Source organism: Fibrella aquatica, assembly GCF_041321135.1.
Classification (GTDB): domain Bacteria; phylum Bacteroidota; class Bacteroidia; order Cytophagales; family Spirosomataceae; genus Fibrella; species Fibrella aquatica.
This window is the reverse complement of record NZ_JBGGWF010000002.1, coordinates 620,600-638,190: the sequence shown is the minus strand read 5'-3', so window position 1 is coordinate 638,190 and position 17,591 is coordinate 620,600. Positions and strand designations below refer to the sequence as shown.

The following is a 17,591-nucleotide window of genomic DNA, read 5'->3' as shown; positions in this document are numbered from 1 at the left end:
ACCGTTCAGTTCTCTGATTCATCAACGTTCCCCCCTTATGAGTCTTTCCTCTCTCTCCCTGAAACGGCCCGTATTCGCGATGGTAATGTCTATCGTGATTGTGCTGTTTGGTGTAATCGGATACACCTTTCTGGGCGTACGTGAATACCCGGCCATTGACCCGCCGGTGATTTCGGTACGAACCAATTATACCGGAGCTAACCCCGAAATCATTGAGTCGCAGATTACCGAGCCAATCGAAAAGTCGCTGAACAGCATCGAAGGTATTCGGACGATCTCGTCGAACTCAGCCCTAGGCGTCAGCAATATTACGGTCGAATTTAACCTGGATACTGACCTTGAACGGGCGGCCAACGATGTACGCGATAAAGTGTCGCAGGCACAGCGTCAACTTCCGCAGGATATCGACGCGCCACCGGTTGTGACCAAGGCTGATGCCAACTCGGATCCAATCATTTTTATGCCAGTTCAGAGTACGACGCGCAATCCGATGGAATTGTCTGACTACGCTGAAAACGTACTGCAGGAGCGGTTGCAAACCATTCCCGGTGTATCGCAGGTGAGCATCTACGGCTTGAAACGCTACGCTATGCGGATGTGGCTCGACCCCGCTAAACTGGCCGCTTACCGACTTACCGTGCAGGATATTCAAGCTGCCCTTGTTGCGCAAAATGTAGAGTTGCCCGGTGGTAAAATTTACGGTAACAACACAGAGTTAACCGTTAAGTCGGTGGGGCGACTGACTACTGAGGCCGATTTTAACAACCTAATCATTCGGCAAACAAACGGACAGATTCTCCGGCTGCGCGATGTAGGTTATGCCACCCTTGGACCTGAGAACGAAGAAACATCGTCGAAGCAGAATGGTATTCAGGGGGTGATTCTGGTGCTGGTTCCTCAGCCCGGTGCCAACTACGTTGATATTGCCGATGAGTTCTACGCACGGTTCGATGAGATAAAAAGTGAATTGCCTAAAGATCTGATTGTCAGTGTAGGTATTGATCGGAGTACGTTCATTCGTAAAGCCATTGAGGAAGTAGAAGAGACGCTATTAATCTCGTTTGTGCTGGTTGTTCTGGTCATTTATTTCTTCTTCCGTGACTGGCTCATCGCTTTCCGTCCACTTATCGATATTCCTGTTTCGCTGATTGGTGCCTTCTTTATTATGTACGTTGCTGACTTTAGTATCAATATTCTAACACTGTTAGGTATTGTGCTGGCAACAGGTCTGGTGGTTGATGATGGTATTGTAGTCACGGAAAACATATACAAAAAGGTAGAGAAGGGTATGGACCCCAAACGAGCGGCTGAGGAAGGTTCGGAAGAGATTTTCTTTGCCGTAATCGCAACCTCGATCACGCTGGCCATTGTGTTCCTGCCAATTATCTTCTTACAGGGTTTCGTAGGGCGGCTTTTCCGTGAGTTTGGTATCGTGGTTGCCGGAGCCGTATTGATTTCCGCTTTCGTGTCGCTTTCGCTCACCCCGGTGCTTAGTGTGAAAATGACCTCGAAAAACCCAGACAAGCGGTCGTGGTTTTACCTGAAAACCGAGCCTTTCTTCGTTTGGCTCGATACGTCGTATCGGTCTTCTCTAGGCAACTTTTTAGGGAAACGTCGCTGGGCATGGGTTATGATGGTGGCCTGTCTGGCACTGGTATTCGGGCTGGGCGCAACGCTTAAATCAGAGTTGGCCCCGCTGGAAGATCGGGGTCGAATTCGGGTGCCAATTACCGCACCAGAAGGAACGAGTTACGAAGCCATGAGTGGTATTGCCGACCGGGTAACCAGGCTGGTGCTTGATTCAATACCTGAAACGAAACTGACCTTTAGTGTAGTAGCGCCCGGTAACTCAGGGGCGGGTGCCGTGAACTCGGGCTTCGTGTTTATCAACATGGTAGATCCGCAGGATCGGGAACGTACCCAGCAAGATGTAGTTGATTACCTGACTAAAAGCTTTAAAGGCTTTACCGATGCCCGAATGTTCCCGGCTCAGGAGCAGACCATCTCTACCGGAGGCCGGTCGGGTTCGTCGCTGCCCGTTCAGTTTGTGGTACAGAACCTTAGCTTTGAGAAACTGCGCGAGAAATTACCGTTGTTTCTGGAAGAAGCGCGTAAAGATCCGACTTTCCAGAATTTGGATGTCGACTTGAAATTCAATAAACCCGAATTGAACATCAGCGTCGACCGCGAAAAGGCGACTGACCTTGGTGTGTCGGTACTCGATGTGTCGAACACGCTGCAACTGGCGCTCAGTAACCGTCGATTGGCCTACTTCCTGATGAACGGAAAGCAGTATCAGGTAATTGGGCAGGTTGACCGGGAAAATCGCGACGAACCAACCGATTTGCGGACATTCTACGTGCGGAACAATCGCGAAGAACTGATTCCGCTCGACAATGTGGTGAAGTTTGAAGAGGTCAGCAGTCCGCCACAAGTATATCATTACAATCGCTTCAAGTCGGCTACCGTATCGGCAGGTTTGGCTCCGGGCAAAACCGTTGGCGATGGGGTAGAAGCGATGAACGCTATTGCTGCCCGCGTGCTCGATAATACATTCCAGACGTCGCTGTCCGGTTCTTCGCGTGACTTTGCCGAGAGTTCGTCTAACACGCTGTTTGCCTTCGCCCTGGCGCTGATTCTGGTTTATCTGATTCTGGCCGCTCAGTTCGACTCGTTTGTTGATCCGTTTATCATCATGCTTACCGTGCCGTTGGCACTGGCAGGAGCCGTTTTCTCGCTCTGGCTGTTCAATCAGACACTGAACATTTTCAGCCAGATCGGTATCATTGTGTTGGTGGGACTGGTAACGAAAAACGGGATTCTGATCGTTGAATTCGCCAATGAACAGATGGCCGAGGGAAAAGACAAAATTGCGGCGGCTCTCGAATCGGCCGCTATGCGTCTTCGCCCTATTCTGATGACAACCCTCGTAGCCGCGTTTGGTGCGCTACCATTAGCTCTGGCGTTGGGGTCTGCTTCTAAAAGCCGCGTACCGCTGGGTGTTGTTATCGTGGGTGGACTGATGTTCTCGCTCGTGTTGACGTTGTTCGTTATTCCGGCCATGTACATCTTCATGACACGCCGCAAACCGGGACAACCCGTTGCCGAGTCGCCTGATCAGAAAAAGCTGGAAGAGCAATCGGCGGAAGCTGTTGCCTAACCGTATTTTGAACTATACCAGAAAGGGTATAAATTGACGATCATATCGTTAGTTTATACCCTTTCTGGTATAGTTATGCCTACAGAACTAAGCCAATTCGTGAAGCACCGTCGTAAGGTAAATGACCTGACTCAGGAAGACCTGGCGTATAAAGCGGGTGTGGGTCTACGCTTCATCCGCGATCTGGAGCAAGGAAAAGCAACGCTCCGCCTCGATAAAGTGAATCAAGTCCTCGGCCTGTTCGGCCACGAAGCAGGTCCGGTGCGTATCAAAAGACAGATAGATGAACAGGCAGGCTGATGTGTGGGTAGATCAGCACAAAGCGGGTCAACTAGCTGAGACAGAATCAGGCTATCAGTTTAGCTATGATGTCGCTTATCTGTCTAACCTCCACGCTGTGCCTGTTAGTCTGACGCTCCCGCTTCGAGCACAACCCTACGTCGACACCAGGCTTTTTCCATTCTTCGACGGGCTGATACCGGAAGGATGGTTATTGGAGATTGTAGAAAAAAACTGGAAGTTAAGATCGTCTGACCGGTTTGGACTTTTGCTGGCCTGTTGCCGGGATTGCATTGGTAATGTGTCGATTATTGCATCTGTATGACAAGCCGTTGTTTATATTGTTACCAGCCCTTGGGGAAGGAGAAAGGGGACTTTCACAGTACCTGTAGTCTCATTTTTTTCGGTAGTCGGCAAGCGCCACTCTTGCCCTATTCGCTTCAGGCCATGCATCAATTAGCCGAACAGGTGGTCAGGCAGCAGATATCTGTCACGGGAGTCCAGCCTAAACTATCGCTGGAACTGGAAAGAGGACCGGGTGAGGCCAGATTGACACTAGTGGGCTTATGGGGAAATTTCATTCTCAAACCGCCTTACGCACTGTATCCGGAAATGCCGGAGATAGAAGATTTAACCATGCATCTGGCGGAAAAAGCGGGTATCAAAACCGTGCCTCACACGTTAATACGGCTCGAAAGTGGTGAACTGGCATACCTGACAAAACGAATTGATCGGCCGGGTGACGGGAAGAAACGCGCAATGGAAGATTTTTGCCAACTGGCAGAGCGCGCGACGGCCGATAAGTACAAAGGATCTATGGAGTTGGTAGCCAGACTAATTCGACAGTTTAGTGAACAAGCCCAGCTTGATTCTGTCGCCTTGTTTGAACTGACTCTCTTCTGTTTCTTGACGGGTAACGCCGACATGCACCTGAAAAACTTTTCGCTCTGGCGAACTGATGAGGGTATATCGCTGACACCCGCCTACGATTTATTGGCCACAAAACTGTTGATGCCTACCGACAATGAGGAGTTTGCCTTATCACTCAATGGCAAAAAAAGCAGGTTACGCAGCTCAGACTGGAAGGCGTTTGGGAATTATTTGCAACTTACTGACCGACAGCAGCAAAACGTGTTTACCCGGCTAGCTGATCGAATAAATAAGATCACCAAACTGGTGGAAATAAGTTTCCTGACACCGACCACAAAAGAAGCCTACCGGCAATTGCTTCACGAACGATATGAGCGATTGTTCTATTCGTAACTAATCAACTAACAAAGCGTGTTGCTCGGCTAGCTGATCGATGCTGGTGAGAATGAGCTGACAGGCCAGTCTGATTTCATCGTCGGTGATGGTGAGGGGCGGGGCAATGCGCATGGAGTTGTTACAGAACAGGAACCAGTCGGTGATAATCCCAGGCTTGTCGACACCCGGATCAATGGCGTGATCGATGATAGGTTTCAGCACGTCGAACGAATCGAACTCGGCGGCGAGCATCAACCCTTTACCACGTACCTGCCGAATGAGCGGATGTACCAATAATGATTTGATGAGTTCTCCCTTTCGTCCGGCGTCGGCAAAAAGGCTTTGATCCTGAACTGTCTGCAACGTAGCCAGTGAGGCCGCACACGAAACCGGGTGACCGCCAAACGTAGTGATGTGTCCGAGCATCGGGTTATTCTTAATCACGGACATAAGCGACTCTGGAGCCATAAACGCACCAATCGGCATGCCGCCGCCCATCCCTTTGGCGCTCAACAGAATGTCGGGTACCACGGCTCTGCCAGACGGGTCTATCCCCTGAAAAGCCCAGAATGAGCCTGTACGGCCAAATCCGGTCTGAATTTCATCGAAAATAAGCAACGTACCTGTGGCGGTGCAGCGTTCGCGAACAGCGTGCAGGTACGCAGGATCGGGTACCCGAACGCCCGCCTCACCCTGTACCACCTCCATGATCACAGCCGCCGTTTTAGTGGTAATCTGTTGAAGGTCTTCCCAGCTACTGTGCTGAATGTGCCGGATATCGGGTAGGAGGGGGCGATAGTTGCGCTTGAAATTTTCGTCGCCACTGAGCGAAAGCGCGCCTTGTGTTGATCCGTGATAAGCATTGTGGCAGGCAATCAGTTCGCTCCGTCCCGTAAACCGCTTCGCAATTTTCATCGCTCCTTCAACTGCCTCGGCGCCCGAATTGGTGAAGTACACGTTGTCGATCGGGCCATACCCGGTTTCTGCCCCGGCCAGTGATACAATTAGAGCCTGGGCCAGATCGGCCTGTGGTCCCTGAATGTATTCACCATACACCATCAGGTGCATGTACTTATCCAGCTGAGCGTGAATAGCGGATAACACGGCCGGGTGCCGGTGGCCTACGTTACTGACGCCAATACCGGAGATCAAATCCAGGTACGTTTCGCCATTAGGTCCGTATAAATACACGCCTTCGGCCCGTTCAATTTCCAGCGCTAACGGGAAATCGGTGGTTTGGGCAATATGCTGAAAAAAAAGTTGTCGATGTGTCACGGATGAAGTAGCAACAGATGCAGGTTAGTGTTACTTGTTACGTAACTTTCTGTCGTCTGTCGATTTAAACGATTAGCTGTCAATTCGGGTCAACGTACAGTACAGGCCGTTGAGTTTCTCTATTCCTAAACCAAGCTTTTTATGAAAACAGTTCTTCTTTGTCTGTTTCTAGTGCTGATAGGAACTCCCCTGATCCTTGCCCAGGTACCGCCGACCGATACAGCCAACGGTAAGCCCTACTACATTTTATTAAAAGACGGATCGCATGTTCAGGGTCGAATTGTAAAGCGCGATAGTGTGATGTACACGGTACGAATGAAGAACGGCCAACTCACCTACGTTGAGCGGGAGTTGTTTGGTCAGATCAGCAGTTTTGCGCCGGTCACCGCCGATTCGGTGGCCTACTTCACACAGCCCGCTTATGCCCGCGCCACCGATACCCAGCCCACGCCATTGACCGTTTCGCCGGGACAATACGCCGTAACGCTGACCGATGGAACGACGCTAAACGGGCAAGTGCTAAGCCAGGATTCGAGCCGGGTGGTGCTGAAAACGTCGTCTCTGGGCACCGTCTACGTACCTGCCGAACGGGTATTGCGTATGGAGCGGACTGGCTCTGAACGTACACAGGTTGGTCAGCGCGACGGGTTTACGAGAGGAAATCCTAATCTGTTTGGGCAATACATGAATTTCCTGCCCACCGCCTACCAGGCCGAACGCGGGCGGGTTTACTACAGAAATACAGTGGTTTACTTTAGTCAGTTCGACGTTGGCCTTACAGACAACTGGAGCATAGGGGCTACCTTTTTTACGTTTATACCCAGCTTATTCGGTTCGCTGACGACCAAGGTATCTTTGCCAGTGGGGGCTCGCGTGAGGCTGGGGGTGCAGGCGCAACTTTTGTATGGATCACTTTTCGATCGTACCACTTCCAGCGGTTTGTTGCAGGGAATTGTATCGATTGGTGATTCGCAGAACAACGTGACTTTTGGTCTGGGCACCGGAACCAGCAGGAACTCAATAGGGCAGGTGATTTCGGTGGGAATCGTTCGGAAGGTAAGACCCTCGCTGACCTTCATCAGCGAGAATCTTATCTTTTTGGGTGGCAACGGCTTTTCGTTGAGTAAGCTGGCCGCTGGTGTTCGGTTCGATAGGAGTCGGCACTCGTTTGATCTGTCGGCCAACCTTCCGTTTGGACGTGATGGCCTTATTCGGGGAACAACGGTGGTATTTTTCCCATCGGCTAGTTATCAGATACGTTTCGGAAAATAACTACTGCTCGAAATAGGCAATGGTACCGCCTACCCAATCGAAATCCTTGTTGAACCGCACACCGATCATTTCACCGCGACTCAACCGGGCCAGATTGGTGATTAGCTGAGGTTTGTCGGCACCAGTTGGCCAAATAAAGAGCATCCGTATTTCGCACTTGACCTGTCCGTCGAGTGCCGTGATAACGGGTTCGTACTGCACTTTGCGCTGTAACAGGTAGTTGCCCCGTTCCTCGATCCCAATTGCCTCAATATCGGTAGGGGTGACGTTTATTTTCACACCGCTACCCGCAAAGGAGAAGAGCGGTTTCAATACATAATTTTCGAGGTCAGTAACGGACTCGATGCCGCCGGGTACGTTGTCCAGGTAATAGCTTTTGGGTACGTAGTCGCTGTCGATCAACGGAAGTGTGTACTTGCTGATGCGGAAAAACCAGTTTGGGTGACCTACCCATTCTACGTCTACATCATCGGTCAGTTTAAACTCTGTTTCCAACTCTGGCATTGCGGCCAGTTCGTCGAAAATCAGGCGGTTGTAGATGCGTTTGATGCGAATTTCCTGCCCGTTTTTCTCATAAAATAAGGCCCGGCCACGCTTTTTGATCTTGGTCAGGCAAACCGCATCGATACCGATATAGTGTTTTGTCAGGGCAAAATCGATGCGTGTTTTCTGTTTTTCGGGATAAATTTCCAGCAGAATGACCTCATCGGTATGGCAATCGCCCACGATCATCTGGCGTAGTTTGTCTATGTAGTCGGCATTGGTGGCCACGCCAAATAGGTGATTCACTGAATCGGGAATTGAGAAGTTGGCCCGAAATGAATCTGATAAGTAGGGTTGAAATCCGTAGAGCGACGGAAATCCTTGTAATTCAATTAATTGGGGTTCCAGTTCGCCTGTTTCACGGTTTCTGCAGACAGCAAAATCAACCGCCATAAACTGCGTGTGGCTATCCGTTTTTTCGCCGGGTACGTATTGATTATCGGGAATGGCAGCTTCGGTCTTATCCCTAAAATCGGGCTGCGTGATTGTCCTGACAATATCCTCACAAGCCATCAGCATTTTATCCGTCAGCAGCTTTGGGACAAAAACCGGCGTTTCGGCAATCCGAAAATCGAGTTGTGCTGGAAATTTGGCGTGAATATTGGCCAGCAAAGCTTCGTAGCGATCGGTTGAAAATTGGGCGTTGTAAGCCGAGCGAATGGAGTCAATCATAACAGTTTTGCTAATCCCACAACAGCGAAAGGTACATTGCAGGGTATGGTGTGATTATTTTTTGACAGGATTCACATAATTAACATGATTTCTCGCTTGCACCGGATTTGATTAGAGCAAGCAAGAAATCCTGTTAACTATGTGAATCCTGTCAAAAAAACTCTTCCTGGTTAAGCCAGGGTTATTTCACGAATAGCATTTCTAAGAAAGCCCGGCAAGATCACCGATTCGGTGAGCGCAATTTTGTTGGGATCTTTCAAATAGGTCACCATTTCATCGTACTTGGCTTGGCCATAATTGCTGATGATCTGGGTACGTTTCTCGTCGAGTAAAAAATAGCGGAGCATACCCTCGTCATCAGCTTCAGGGTGAAACTGCGTACCAATGATTTCGTTGGTAAACCGAATGGCCATCACGGCCCGCTCCAGATCAACGTGCGGACGAATTTTTTCCAAACACAGCAACGCTGCGCCTTTCGCGTCAAATTCTGCCATTTTGGGTTCCGTTAGCTGATAATCCCGCGAATCAACGGCGTAGAACGGTTCGGGCAACGCCGCAAACAGCGGTTCGGTCAAGCCATCGTCGGTGCGGTGGATGGGAAAAATACCGAACGACGTTGATTTACGCTTGCTGATGGTGCCGAGGTGTAAATGACCCGCCACCAATTGAAACGAGTGGCAAATCAGAAACAGGTGCTTCTTCGAATCCTGCGTGAGGTTGTGCTCGAAGATAGCATCGATCAACTCGAAATAAGGCACCTCCCAGTCCTCGCCCAACGGCAGAGGAATACCCGGTCCCCCCGTTGAAATATAGGCATCGAAGGAAAGGTCGGGCAACTGATTATCGGCCCGTACATTGAAAACGGTGTAGGGCAATGCCACACCCTCGGCGGCTTCCACCGCCTGAATAGCGTGTAAAATGCAACGCATGCCTTCATTGGCTACGTTGTTGTACATATCTAAAATAGCAATCTTCATCGTATAGAAGCTAACTATCTGACACCGAATGAAGTTTCCTTCACAATGTAATCCACCACCGATTTGAGGTCGTTTGTTTCGTTAAAAACAGCTAGCTGCCGATCGGCACCGGTACCGTTTTTCAGGATCTCGTGGACGTATTCACACTCTTTCCGGCTTCCCAGTTCATCGAGCACATCATCAACAAATTCGAGTAGTTCGTAGATCAGTTGATGGGTTGGTACCTCTTCCTGTTTCCCGAAATCGATGAGTTTCCCTTCGATGCCGTAGCGGGCTGCCCGCCACTTATTTTCGGCAATCAGCACGCGGCGGTAAGGCCGGAAATTGAGGTTGGCGCGTTGTAACTTGTAGATCTTTGCCACCAATGCCTGCATGATGGCTGCCAGACAGATGGTTTCATCAACGCGCATGGGTACGTCGCAGATGCGGAACTCGATGGTGTCGAAGAACGGGTGCAGGCGGATGTCCCACCAGATTTTCTTGCCGTTGTCGATGCAGTTTGTCTTTACAAGTAAGGCAATGTATTCATCGTATTCACTGGCGCTGCCGAAGTAGTCGGGGATACCCGTGCGCGGAAACTTGTCGAACACTTTTGAGCGGTACGATTTGAATCCGGTGTTACGCCCGCACCAGAACGGTGAATTAGTCGACAGGGCATAAATGTGGGGCAGAAAATACCGTACGGCGTTCATGATCTGAATGCCTTCATTCCGGCTGGCGATGCCCACGTGTACGTGCATACCAAATATCAGGTTCGACCGGGCTACGTCTCGCATTTCCTCAATTAGCCGATCGTAGCGTTCGTTGGGCGTGATCAACTGATGTTGCCAGTCTGAAAAAGGGTGCGTGCCGGCCGAGGCCACGAGCAGGTTTTGCCGCTCCGCCATGTCGATGATTTCGCGCCGCAGGTACGTTACCTCCTGCCGCGCCTCCTCAATATTATGACAGATGTTGGTCCCTACTTCTACCACCGCCTGGTGCATTTCGGCCTTAACACGTTCCTGAAGGATAATTTGCCCGCCATCAACGAGTTTCGACATGTGCGAACGGAGCTCGCGGGTTTCGGGATCAATGGTCTGGAATTCTTCTTCAATCCCAAGCGTAAATTCGGGCATAGTTTCGTGTTCGTTGTATGAAAGGAAAGTTAAGTGATTCCGGCGAAAAGACAAATGATAACCTTATCCGATAGCCATTAATCGACTGCCGGAGATAGTTATACGTATTTGATCACCCACGGCTACATCATCGCGTTCGGTTAGTAGTCGAATTGATACGTATCGGCTGACTTTCACGGCTAGTTCGCTCTGTCGCCCCTGAAAAAAAATGGCCTGCACAACGCCTGAAACCGGTCCGTCGGGAGTCAGGGTGATGTGTTCGGGCCGCAAGCCAAACAGCGCGTCTGGATTTTCTGCCGCGGGCAGGCCCAATGTGGGCAGGTGTTTTCCGCGAATGGTGTTGACCGGGCCGGTCATACGGGCAGCATAAGCGGTTTTGGGTTGGAAGTACACTTCGCGAGGCGTACCGATCTGTTTGAGTTGCCCGTGTTGAATAATGCCAATTTGGTCAGCAATAGAGAGGGCATCCGTAGCGTCGTGAGTCACAAAGAGACAGGCGGGTGGCGGTACATCACCAGATGGCTGTCGGACTAATTCAAACAAAAGGTCTTTGATTATCAAACGGTTGGGTAAGTCAAGGTGACTAAACGGTTCGTCGAGCAATAAGACGCGGGCGGGTTCGGCAATGGCGCGCGCAATGGCGGTGCGCTGCTTTTCACCGCCCGATGCTTCCCGGGGTTTGTGGTGTTGCACGCCTTCCAGCCGACAAAGCCGCAGTAGTTCGTCGACACGGGTGTTGCGGTAGGTACGTTCGTAGAAGCGGAGGGCGTAGTTAATGTTTTCGCGAATCGAGACGTTAGGCATCAACTGATATTCCTGAGGCACTACCCGGATTTGCGGATGACCAGCAACCAGCACGTCTTTGGGACCGACAACGAGTTGGCCGTCGAGCCGAACGTCGCCCCGGTCGGCATCGAGCAGGCCCGCAATGAGGTTCAATAAGGTGCTTTTTCCAGACCCACTGGCACCCACAAGTGCCATAATCTGCCCGGAGGCTAACGTCAGCGAGACGTTGCGTACAGCGGGTAAGTCAACAAATGATTTAGAGAGATGGGTAGCAGTTAGCATGGGGGCAAGTTAAGCCCGGATTGCTTACTGAACATAGGGTGTGATGAAGGCATAAAATTGCTGCCGCACCGTGATAAACTGTTGTTCGAGCATCTGATAGCCACTACGCATACGTCGGTGCCGTTCGTCGATCTCCTGTCGGCGGTACCAATTGGGCGTACCCTGAGCGGTAGACTGCTCTTCCTGCTCGATTAGTTCGGATAGTTGGGCCATCTGCGAGCGAAGCCCGGTGAACCATTGACGAAACGATCCCGATCGGTTGGCCAGGTCGAAATCGGCGGTGCTATCGCATACATGAGACAATAGCGAGTCGAAATATCTTTCCTGGTCGGAGTACAAAGCAAGGGCGCGGAGCCATTGCTGGTGTTCATGCTGGTAAAGCGAAAAACGTTCTGTGGTTTGTTGAGCGGTCGCCATGACAAGTGCCTAAAAAGTGGGCGATAAGATGGTCGAGTGGTGAGAAAGAGGAATAATAAGTAAAACTATAGGAATAAAACACTATTTCTTAACATATGGCTATTTTGTAATCTAACGGGACAACGTGCTTTTCCCGAGTTAATAATCGGGCATTCAGAATAGCAATTGACTACCATTGGCGTGTATTCGTGAACAATCAGGTACTCAGCACGTTCCGATAGGAGCCAACACATGGCTGGATTTGTGACACGCCCTGACGGGAGGAAAATTATAGATGACGAGTAAAATAAGAGTGACCGTTGCGACCCTGCTGGCGGTAATGGGCAGCCTGTCAGGATATGAGGCCATTGGTCAGAATCGCGTGCTTGATCACAACGCCATTGGTTGGTACACCTACAACGGAGATCATAAGATCAGTAAAGACTGGACGATTCACACTGAGTATCAGTGGCGACGTATTGATCTGATCCGTACCTGGCAACAATCGCTGGCTCGAATCGGGGTAATGAAGAGCCTCAGCGACCGGGTGAAAGCGGGCGCAGGCTACACCTATTTTACTACTTTCCCGTACGGTGATTACCCACAGGCCGACGCCGGAGTTCCGTATTCCGAACAACGTACCCATCAGGATATTCAATTTGAGAGTTCCTACGGCAAACTAACCATGACCCAGCGATTCAGGCTCGAACAACGCTGGCTCGCCACCTTATCGGAACAAAACCCGCGAGAAGTTGCCGACTGGGAGTTTCAGAATCGTGTTCGTTACCAGATTGCCGGTGAAATACCTCTGAGTGGCGATACGATCGATGACGGCGAACTTTACTTTAATTTCTTTGATGAAGTTTTCATCGGATTTGGCAAAAATGTTGGGCAGAATATTTTCAATCAGAACCGTCTTTCCGGCGGGATCGGTTACCAGTTTCGCGATAATTTTCAGCTTGAGCTAAACTACCTCAATCAGGTAGTTCAACACGCTGACCTTGATGCTATCACCAGTAAACCCGTTTTTGAAATAAATAATGGTTTTCGGCTGAATCTGATCTACAATATCGATTTCACAAAGGAGTAGCAAGGCAAGAGTTAGCAGAGGTAGGTGACGGTTGATTTGGCTTCGGATGATCCGGTTGTGCGGATTTGTCCGTGCAGCTTTGGTTCCAGGGTGTGGTCGACCTTGTAAATGCCAAACTTGATCGTCGACGAGCCACTGTTCAGCGTAATCACATGGGTTTCCAGGGTGTTCATGCCTGCGCTTTATAAGGCAAAATCCAGGTTTGATAAGTCCTCAATCAGGAGGGGTTCATCGTGGCGGGTGCTGTCATAAATCGTCAGGAGTGGAACGGGGGGGGTAAATATCCCTGACCGGGCCGTAGTGGTCGTTGTCGGTGAGTCAGTACGGGTATGGAAGCGGGGAACAATGACAAGCAGATCAACCGGTTGACTGGCCAGATACGAATCGATCCCCTTTTTAGCGTTCTGTGCCTGAAGGCGTGCCACGTTAGGCTCGATCGGGTGTAAGTACTGCCTTATCTGTGCTTCGTGTTCCGGCAGGATGATTTTTTTGCCCGGTGTGTCGATAGACAATAGGGTGAGGGTTGCCCCTTTCCGCATCACCAGCTCTTTTACGGGGTTGAGCAGCTCATAGGTGTTTAGGTTGGCAAAATCGAGGGCCAATACAATTTGCAGAATCGGTCTGATAGGTAGCGAATCGGGAACAACCAACACGTTTGCCTTTAACTGACGAATGAGGCCAATAGCACCATTGCCGAACACCAGGTCGGTCTCCGCTTCGCTGGGGCCAATAATCACAAAATCGTAGTTCTCGGCCTCGACCGATTCTCTGACTACGTCATACGATAGCCCCGATTTGGTAGACGACCGGAACGTGTGCCAATCGGTAACGGATTCTTCCCGCAGCCCGGTCACCAGTTCGTTGAGTTGACTGGAAAACGTGATTCGTGTTGTTTCGGCAACGTACTCGGGCGCATGAACACCACTTTGCTCATCCGGGTGCGGATACAACAAGTGGAAGTCGGTATCGCAATCGTTGAAAAAAGAACGGGCAAACTGAAGGGCATTGCGGGAGGCTGACGAGAAATTAGTCAGCAGAAGAAGCTTTTTCATACATTTTTAGCGGAAAAGTTGAAGACGAGTTATACGGCGGCTAGAACGGGGACTGTAGCCAGCCGCGACACTTCCTGCGTGACTGACTCGAGCAGGTACGTGCGCAGTTTATTGTGAGGTTTGGGAAGAAGGCAAATAAGGTCAGCTTTATGCTGCTCGAAATAGGTGTCTAATGCCAGTGGAACATCGAAGCCGGGTATGAAGCTGAATGTATGTGGTTGATTAAGCAGTAAATCACGGATATGTCGGGCTGCTTTTTGCTGCGTTTCCGTGGGCTCATCGTCAATACAAACCACGTCTAAAGACACATTGAGTAACTTTGTAAACCGCATAACCGTGGCCATAGCCAGCGCGTTGATCGGTTGAGCCAGGTCTACCGCCAGCACCATATTTTGTGGCGCCTGAAAGACCGCGCCTGGCGGAACCAATAGCATGGGTACCTGCGTGCGGGGAATAAGGTCAGTGGCCAAACTGCCCAACTCTCTGGCCAGTTTGGGCTCATCGCCTGCTACGCCCATGACCAGCAGATCGGCGTTGGCACTGGCTGCCTCTTCTGCAAGATGGGCACCGGGTGAACCGGGCTGCGCCACCACCGAAATGTCGACACAACCATCCGTTTTCGCCAGCATCTGATCCCGCAATAGAGACAACGGGCGCATGGCCAGAAAGTATTGTGTCTCGGGGGTCGAGGTGAGCCATTCCTGAGCCGGTGTGACGTTCGGGAGTGGGTCATAGGCATGAAAAACTACCAGCCGGGTATGTAACTGACGAGCGAGTTCGAGAGCGTAGTCAGTAGCCCAATGAGCGCCGGCTGAAAAATCGGTGGTAACTAGTATCGTGGTCATTTGAAGGTCGTTAAGTGATCATTAATCGGATCGTGGACGCTGGATATTGAATTGAAAATCAGGCCTGTTTAGGTTTTTTATCCAATATCCAGCGTCCACGATCCGATGTCCAGTTTTTATAGCCTTCAATCCAGCCGACGCCGAGCATGGCAGCCAGCATACACCAGGCCAGCGAAGCAACCGGCACGGGCGCAAAACGGAACAGCTGTTGTGCAGGCGCAATCAATAGGGTGATCAGCAGCAGGGCCATCGTAAGTCCGAGCATGAGCCAGAGTATTCGATTTGGGGTTCGGAGTGTTTGAAAGACCGACTGCCTGAAAGAGCGGTTTACCAAAGTGAGCAGCATGTTGCTGAATACCAGCGTGGCGAACACCAGCGTTCTGACCACCTCAACCGATTCGCCGGTTTGCATAGTCGAATAATACACGCCCAGAACCGCCCCGGCAATGCCTAATCCCTGCAGTATGCTCCTTAGTAGTTCGGGTCCAGCCAGAAAGGTATCGGTAACGCGGCGGGGTGGTTGCTGCATTTGACCTGCTTCGGCAGGCTCGTTTTCGAAGGCAATGGAGCAGGTTGGCCCCATTACCAGTTCAAGAAAAATGACGTGAATCGGACTAAATATATTGGCCCATTTCCAACCAGCCAGTAGGGGTATGGCTACCACCAGAATAATGGGAATATGGATGGAAACGATGTAAGCAACGGCTTTTTTCAGGTTTTGATAAATGCGCCGCCCCTGCGCAATCGCATCGATCATATTGCTTAAATCATCATGAACCAATACGATCGAAGCGGCCTGACGAGCCACTTCCGTACCCCGTTTACCCATTGCCACCCCAATGTGGGCTGCTTTCAAGGCGGGGCCATCGTTTACACCATCACCGGTCATGGCTACGATTTCGCCATTGCGTTTGAGAGCGTCGACCACGCGTAGTTTAGCTTCAGGAAACATGCGGGCAAAAACCGCCTTACTCGTTACTTCGCGTTGCAGTTCGTTGTCGCTCATTGCCATGATTGACTCACCGGTGACAAAGGTGTCGGCACCGGGTAGGTTTACCTGACGGGCAATCGCCTGCGCTGTTTCGGGAAAATCACCGGTGATCATTTTTACCTGAATGCCAGCCTCCGTAAAGGCATTGATTACCGCACCGGCATTTGCTTTTGGTGGGTTTTCGAGCGCAAACAGGCCCAGAAATGTCCAGTTGAAGTTGTCTTGTTGCGTCGGGAAGTCTGGAGTCTGGTACGTTCCTCTGGCCACCCCCAACACACGAAAGCCATTTCTGGACAGATCGCCGGTCACCTGTCGAATCCGATCAGCTATGGCTGACGCCGGTCGACAAACGGCCAGGATGTGCTCCACCGCTCCCTTGCCAGCTACCGTCAGTTCGCCCGACGGTGCCTTCCGAACGTGGGTCATCATGGGTGGGGTGCCGCCCAGCGGGTATTCAGCTACCATTGGGTACGTACCTGCGGTTTCTTGACCGTTTACCATTTCATACACGGTAACGATGGCCTTCTCCATCGGGTCGAACGGAATGGTTTCACTGGCCCAGCGGGCATAATTCAACACACTGATGGCCGTTTCAGACAGGGTAGAGGATTGCTGATTAGCGAGTGAAAGTAACTCATCCGTTGCCCCGTCGTAGAGTTGGCGGAGGGTCATTCCATTCTGCGTGATCGTACCGGTTTTGTCGGTGCAGATGACCGTGGCTGAACCGAGGCTTTCAACCGTTTGAGGCTGTTTGGTGAGCACACCCATTTGCGATAATCGCGCGGCTCCGAGGGCCATAAAGCTGCTGAACGCTACCGGAATTTCTTCGGGCAGAATAGACATGGCCAGCGTGAGGCCGAAGAGAAGCGCCGTCATCCAACTGCCCGACTGAGCGAAGTTGATGCCCCAGACCAGCAAAAAAGCACCCGCCCCAATCCAGGCCATGCGCAGCACAAACTGGCTTATCTGTTGTTGTAAGGGCGTTTTTTCGGTCTGAATACTGCCGATACTACGTCCTATTCGGCCGAGTTCGGTTTGCTTGCCCACCGCCGTGACCGTAAGCCATCCACTGCCCGACACAACGGTGGTGCCGCCAAAAACCGATTCTCCTGCTGGTTTGGAAACCGACACAGATTCGCCGGTCAGTATCGATTCGTCAACCGCAAAATCGTTGGTTTCGTCGAGAGTGCCATCAGCCGAAACTTTCTCGCCTTCCTCGATCAGCATAGAATCGCCAACCACGACTTCATCAACGGGAACAGAAACCAGTTCACCGTTCCGCTGCACCTGCGCCTGTGGTTGGGAGAGTTCGCGGAGTGCCCCCAATGCCTTGTCGCTTCGAATAGACTGGTAGACGGATATGCCCGATACCAGCAACAAGGCAACAATGAGTGTGATGGCTTCCTCGATCTGCCCAAGAGCGAAGTAGATGGTACATGCTGCTACCAGCAGTAGAAACATAGGCTCCACTGCCACTTCTTTTACCGTTACCAGTAAGCCGTTATCCAACTCCGGATCCACTGTATTTCGGCCATTCGCTGCCCGCGACTGCGCAATGGCTTCGCTGGTAAGTCCTGGTCTTTTCTGGAGGGTAGCTTGCATGGCCTGACG

The 17,591-nt window shown here is 51.1% G+C and carries 16 protein-coding genes; 6 read left to right on the top strand and 10 right to left on the bottom strand.

Features of this window, described 5'->3' with window-relative positions:
- Positions 1-37 precede the first annotated feature (37 nt).
- The 4 genes from ACAW87_RS06500 (at position 38) to ACAW87_RS06485 (ending at position 4,702) form a co-directional block, all read left to right on the top strand.
- Positions 38-3,160 (top strand): efflux RND transporter permease subunit, encoded by a 3,123-nt coding sequence (locus tag ACAW87_RS06500; RefSeq protein ID WP_370722377.1) that lies wholly within the window; start codon positions 38-40, stop codon positions 3,158-3,160.
- 75 nt (positions 3,161-3,235) lie between these two features.
- The gene (locus tag ACAW87_RS06495; protein WP_370722376.1) at positions 3,236-3,460 is read left to right on the top strand and encodes a helix-turn-helix transcriptional regulator; all 225 of its coding nucleotides are present in this window, start codon (positions 3,236-3,238) and stop codon (positions 3,458-3,460) included.
- Complete coding sequence (locus tag ACAW87_RS06490) at positions 3,444-3,764, top strand: HipA N-terminal domain-containing protein (protein WP_370722374.1); 321 nt, start codon at positions 3,444-3,446, stop codon at positions 3,762-3,764. The genes ACAW87_RS06495 and ACAW87_RS06490 overlap by 17 nt, the downstream gene beginning before the upstream one ends.
- 122 nt (positions 3,765-3,886) lie before the next feature.
- Positions 3,887-4,702 (top strand): HipA domain-containing protein, encoded by an 816-nt coding sequence (locus ACAW87_RS06485; protein WP_370722373.1) that lies wholly within the window; start codon positions 3,887-3,889, stop codon positions 4,700-4,702.
- Here the strand turns inward: ACAW87_RS06485 and ACAW87_RS06480 are convergent, their stop codons facing one another.
- On the bottom strand, positions 4,703-5,959 hold the full coding sequence (locus ACAW87_RS06480; RefSeq protein ID WP_370722371.1) for an aspartate aminotransferase family protein: 1,257 nt from the start codon (positions 5,957-5,959) through the stop codon (positions 4,703-4,705).
- Positions 5,960-6,100: 141 nt separating this feature from the next.
- Between ACAW87_RS06480 and ACAW87_RS06475 the strand changes: the two genes are divergently transcribed.
- The gene (locus tag ACAW87_RS06475) at positions 6,101-7,231 is read left to right on the top strand and encodes a hypothetical protein (protein ID WP_370722369.1); all 1,131 of its coding nucleotides are present in this window, start codon (positions 6,101-6,103) and stop codon (positions 7,229-7,231) included.
- Here ACAW87_RS06475 and ACAW87_RS06470 read toward each other — a convergent pair whose 3' ends face one another.
- The 5 genes from ACAW87_RS06470 to ACAW87_RS06450 all read right to left on the bottom strand — a co-directional run bounded on the left by ACAW87_RS06470 (position 7,232) and on the right by ACAW87_RS06450 (position 12,023).
- Entirely contained in the window at positions 7,232-8,446 is a 1,215-nt protein-coding gene (locus ACAW87_RS06470; protein WP_370722367.1) for a hypothetical protein, read from the bottom strand.
- A 170-nt stretch (positions 8,447-8,616) separates the two neighbouring features.
- A complete protein-coding gene (locus ACAW87_RS06465) occupies positions 8,617-9,423 on the bottom strand; it encodes a type 1 glutamine amidotransferase (RefSeq protein ID WP_370722365.1) in 807 nt (268 codons plus the stop codon).
- Positions 9,424-9,437: 14 nt separating this feature from the next.
- Complete coding sequence (locus tag ACAW87_RS06460; RefSeq protein ID WP_370722364.1) at positions 9,438-10,538, bottom strand: carboxylate-amine ligase; 1,101 nt, start codon at positions 10,536-10,538, stop codon at positions 9,438-9,440.
- Positions 10,539-10,601: 63 nt separating this feature from the next.
- On the bottom strand, positions 10,602-11,606 hold the full coding sequence (locus ACAW87_RS06455; protein WP_370722363.1) for an ABC transporter ATP-binding protein: 1,005 nt from the start codon (positions 11,604-11,606) through the stop codon (positions 10,602-10,604).
- Positions 11,607-11,630: 24 nt separating this feature from the next.
- Entirely contained in the window at positions 11,631-12,023 is a 393-nt protein-coding gene (locus tag ACAW87_RS06450) for a hypothetical protein (protein ID WP_370722361.1), read from the bottom strand.
- Positions 12,024-12,315: 292 nt separating this feature from the next.
- Here ACAW87_RS06450 and ACAW87_RS06445 point away from each other — a divergent pair, with 292 nt between their 5' ends.
- Positions 12,316-13,092, top strand: a complete 777-nt coding sequence (locus ACAW87_RS06445; protein WP_370722360.1) for a DUF2490 domain-containing protein — start codon at positions 12,316-12,318, stop codon at positions 13,090-13,092.
- A gap of 11 nt (positions 13,093-13,103) precedes the next feature.
- Here ACAW87_RS06445 and ACAW87_RS06440 read toward each other — a convergent pair whose 3' ends face one another.
- Genes ACAW87_RS06440 through ACAW87_RS06425 form a run of 4 tightly spaced genes read right to left on the bottom strand, consistent with a single transcriptional unit; the run spans position 13,104 to position 17,582 of the window.
- Positions 13,104-13,265 carry a hypothetical protein gene (locus tag ACAW87_RS06440; RefSeq protein WP_370722359.1) on the bottom strand — a complete coding sequence of 54 codons (162 nt, stop codon included), beginning with the start codon at positions 13,263-13,265 and terminating at the stop codon, positions 13,104-13,106.
- Positions 13,266-13,274: 9 nt separating this feature from the next.
- Positions 13,275-14,144 (bottom strand): universal stress protein, encoded by an 870-nt coding sequence (locus tag ACAW87_RS06435; RefSeq protein WP_370722357.1) that lies wholly within the window; start codon positions 14,142-14,144, stop codon positions 13,275-13,277.
- Between the two features lie 29 nt (positions 14,145-14,173).
- Positions 14,174-14,989: a universal stress protein gene (locus ACAW87_RS06430; protein ID WP_370722356.1), complete on the bottom strand. Its 816-nt coding sequence runs from the start codon at positions 14,987-14,989 to the stop codon at positions 14,174-14,176.
- Positions 14,990-15,047: 58 nt separating this feature from the next.
- Positions 15,048-17,582, bottom strand: coding sequence for a cation-translocating P-type ATPase (locus ACAW87_RS06425; RefSeq protein ID WP_370722355.1), 2,535 nt, complete (start codon positions 17,580-17,582; stop codon positions 15,048-15,050).
- Positions 17,583-17,591 lie beyond the last annotated feature (9 nt).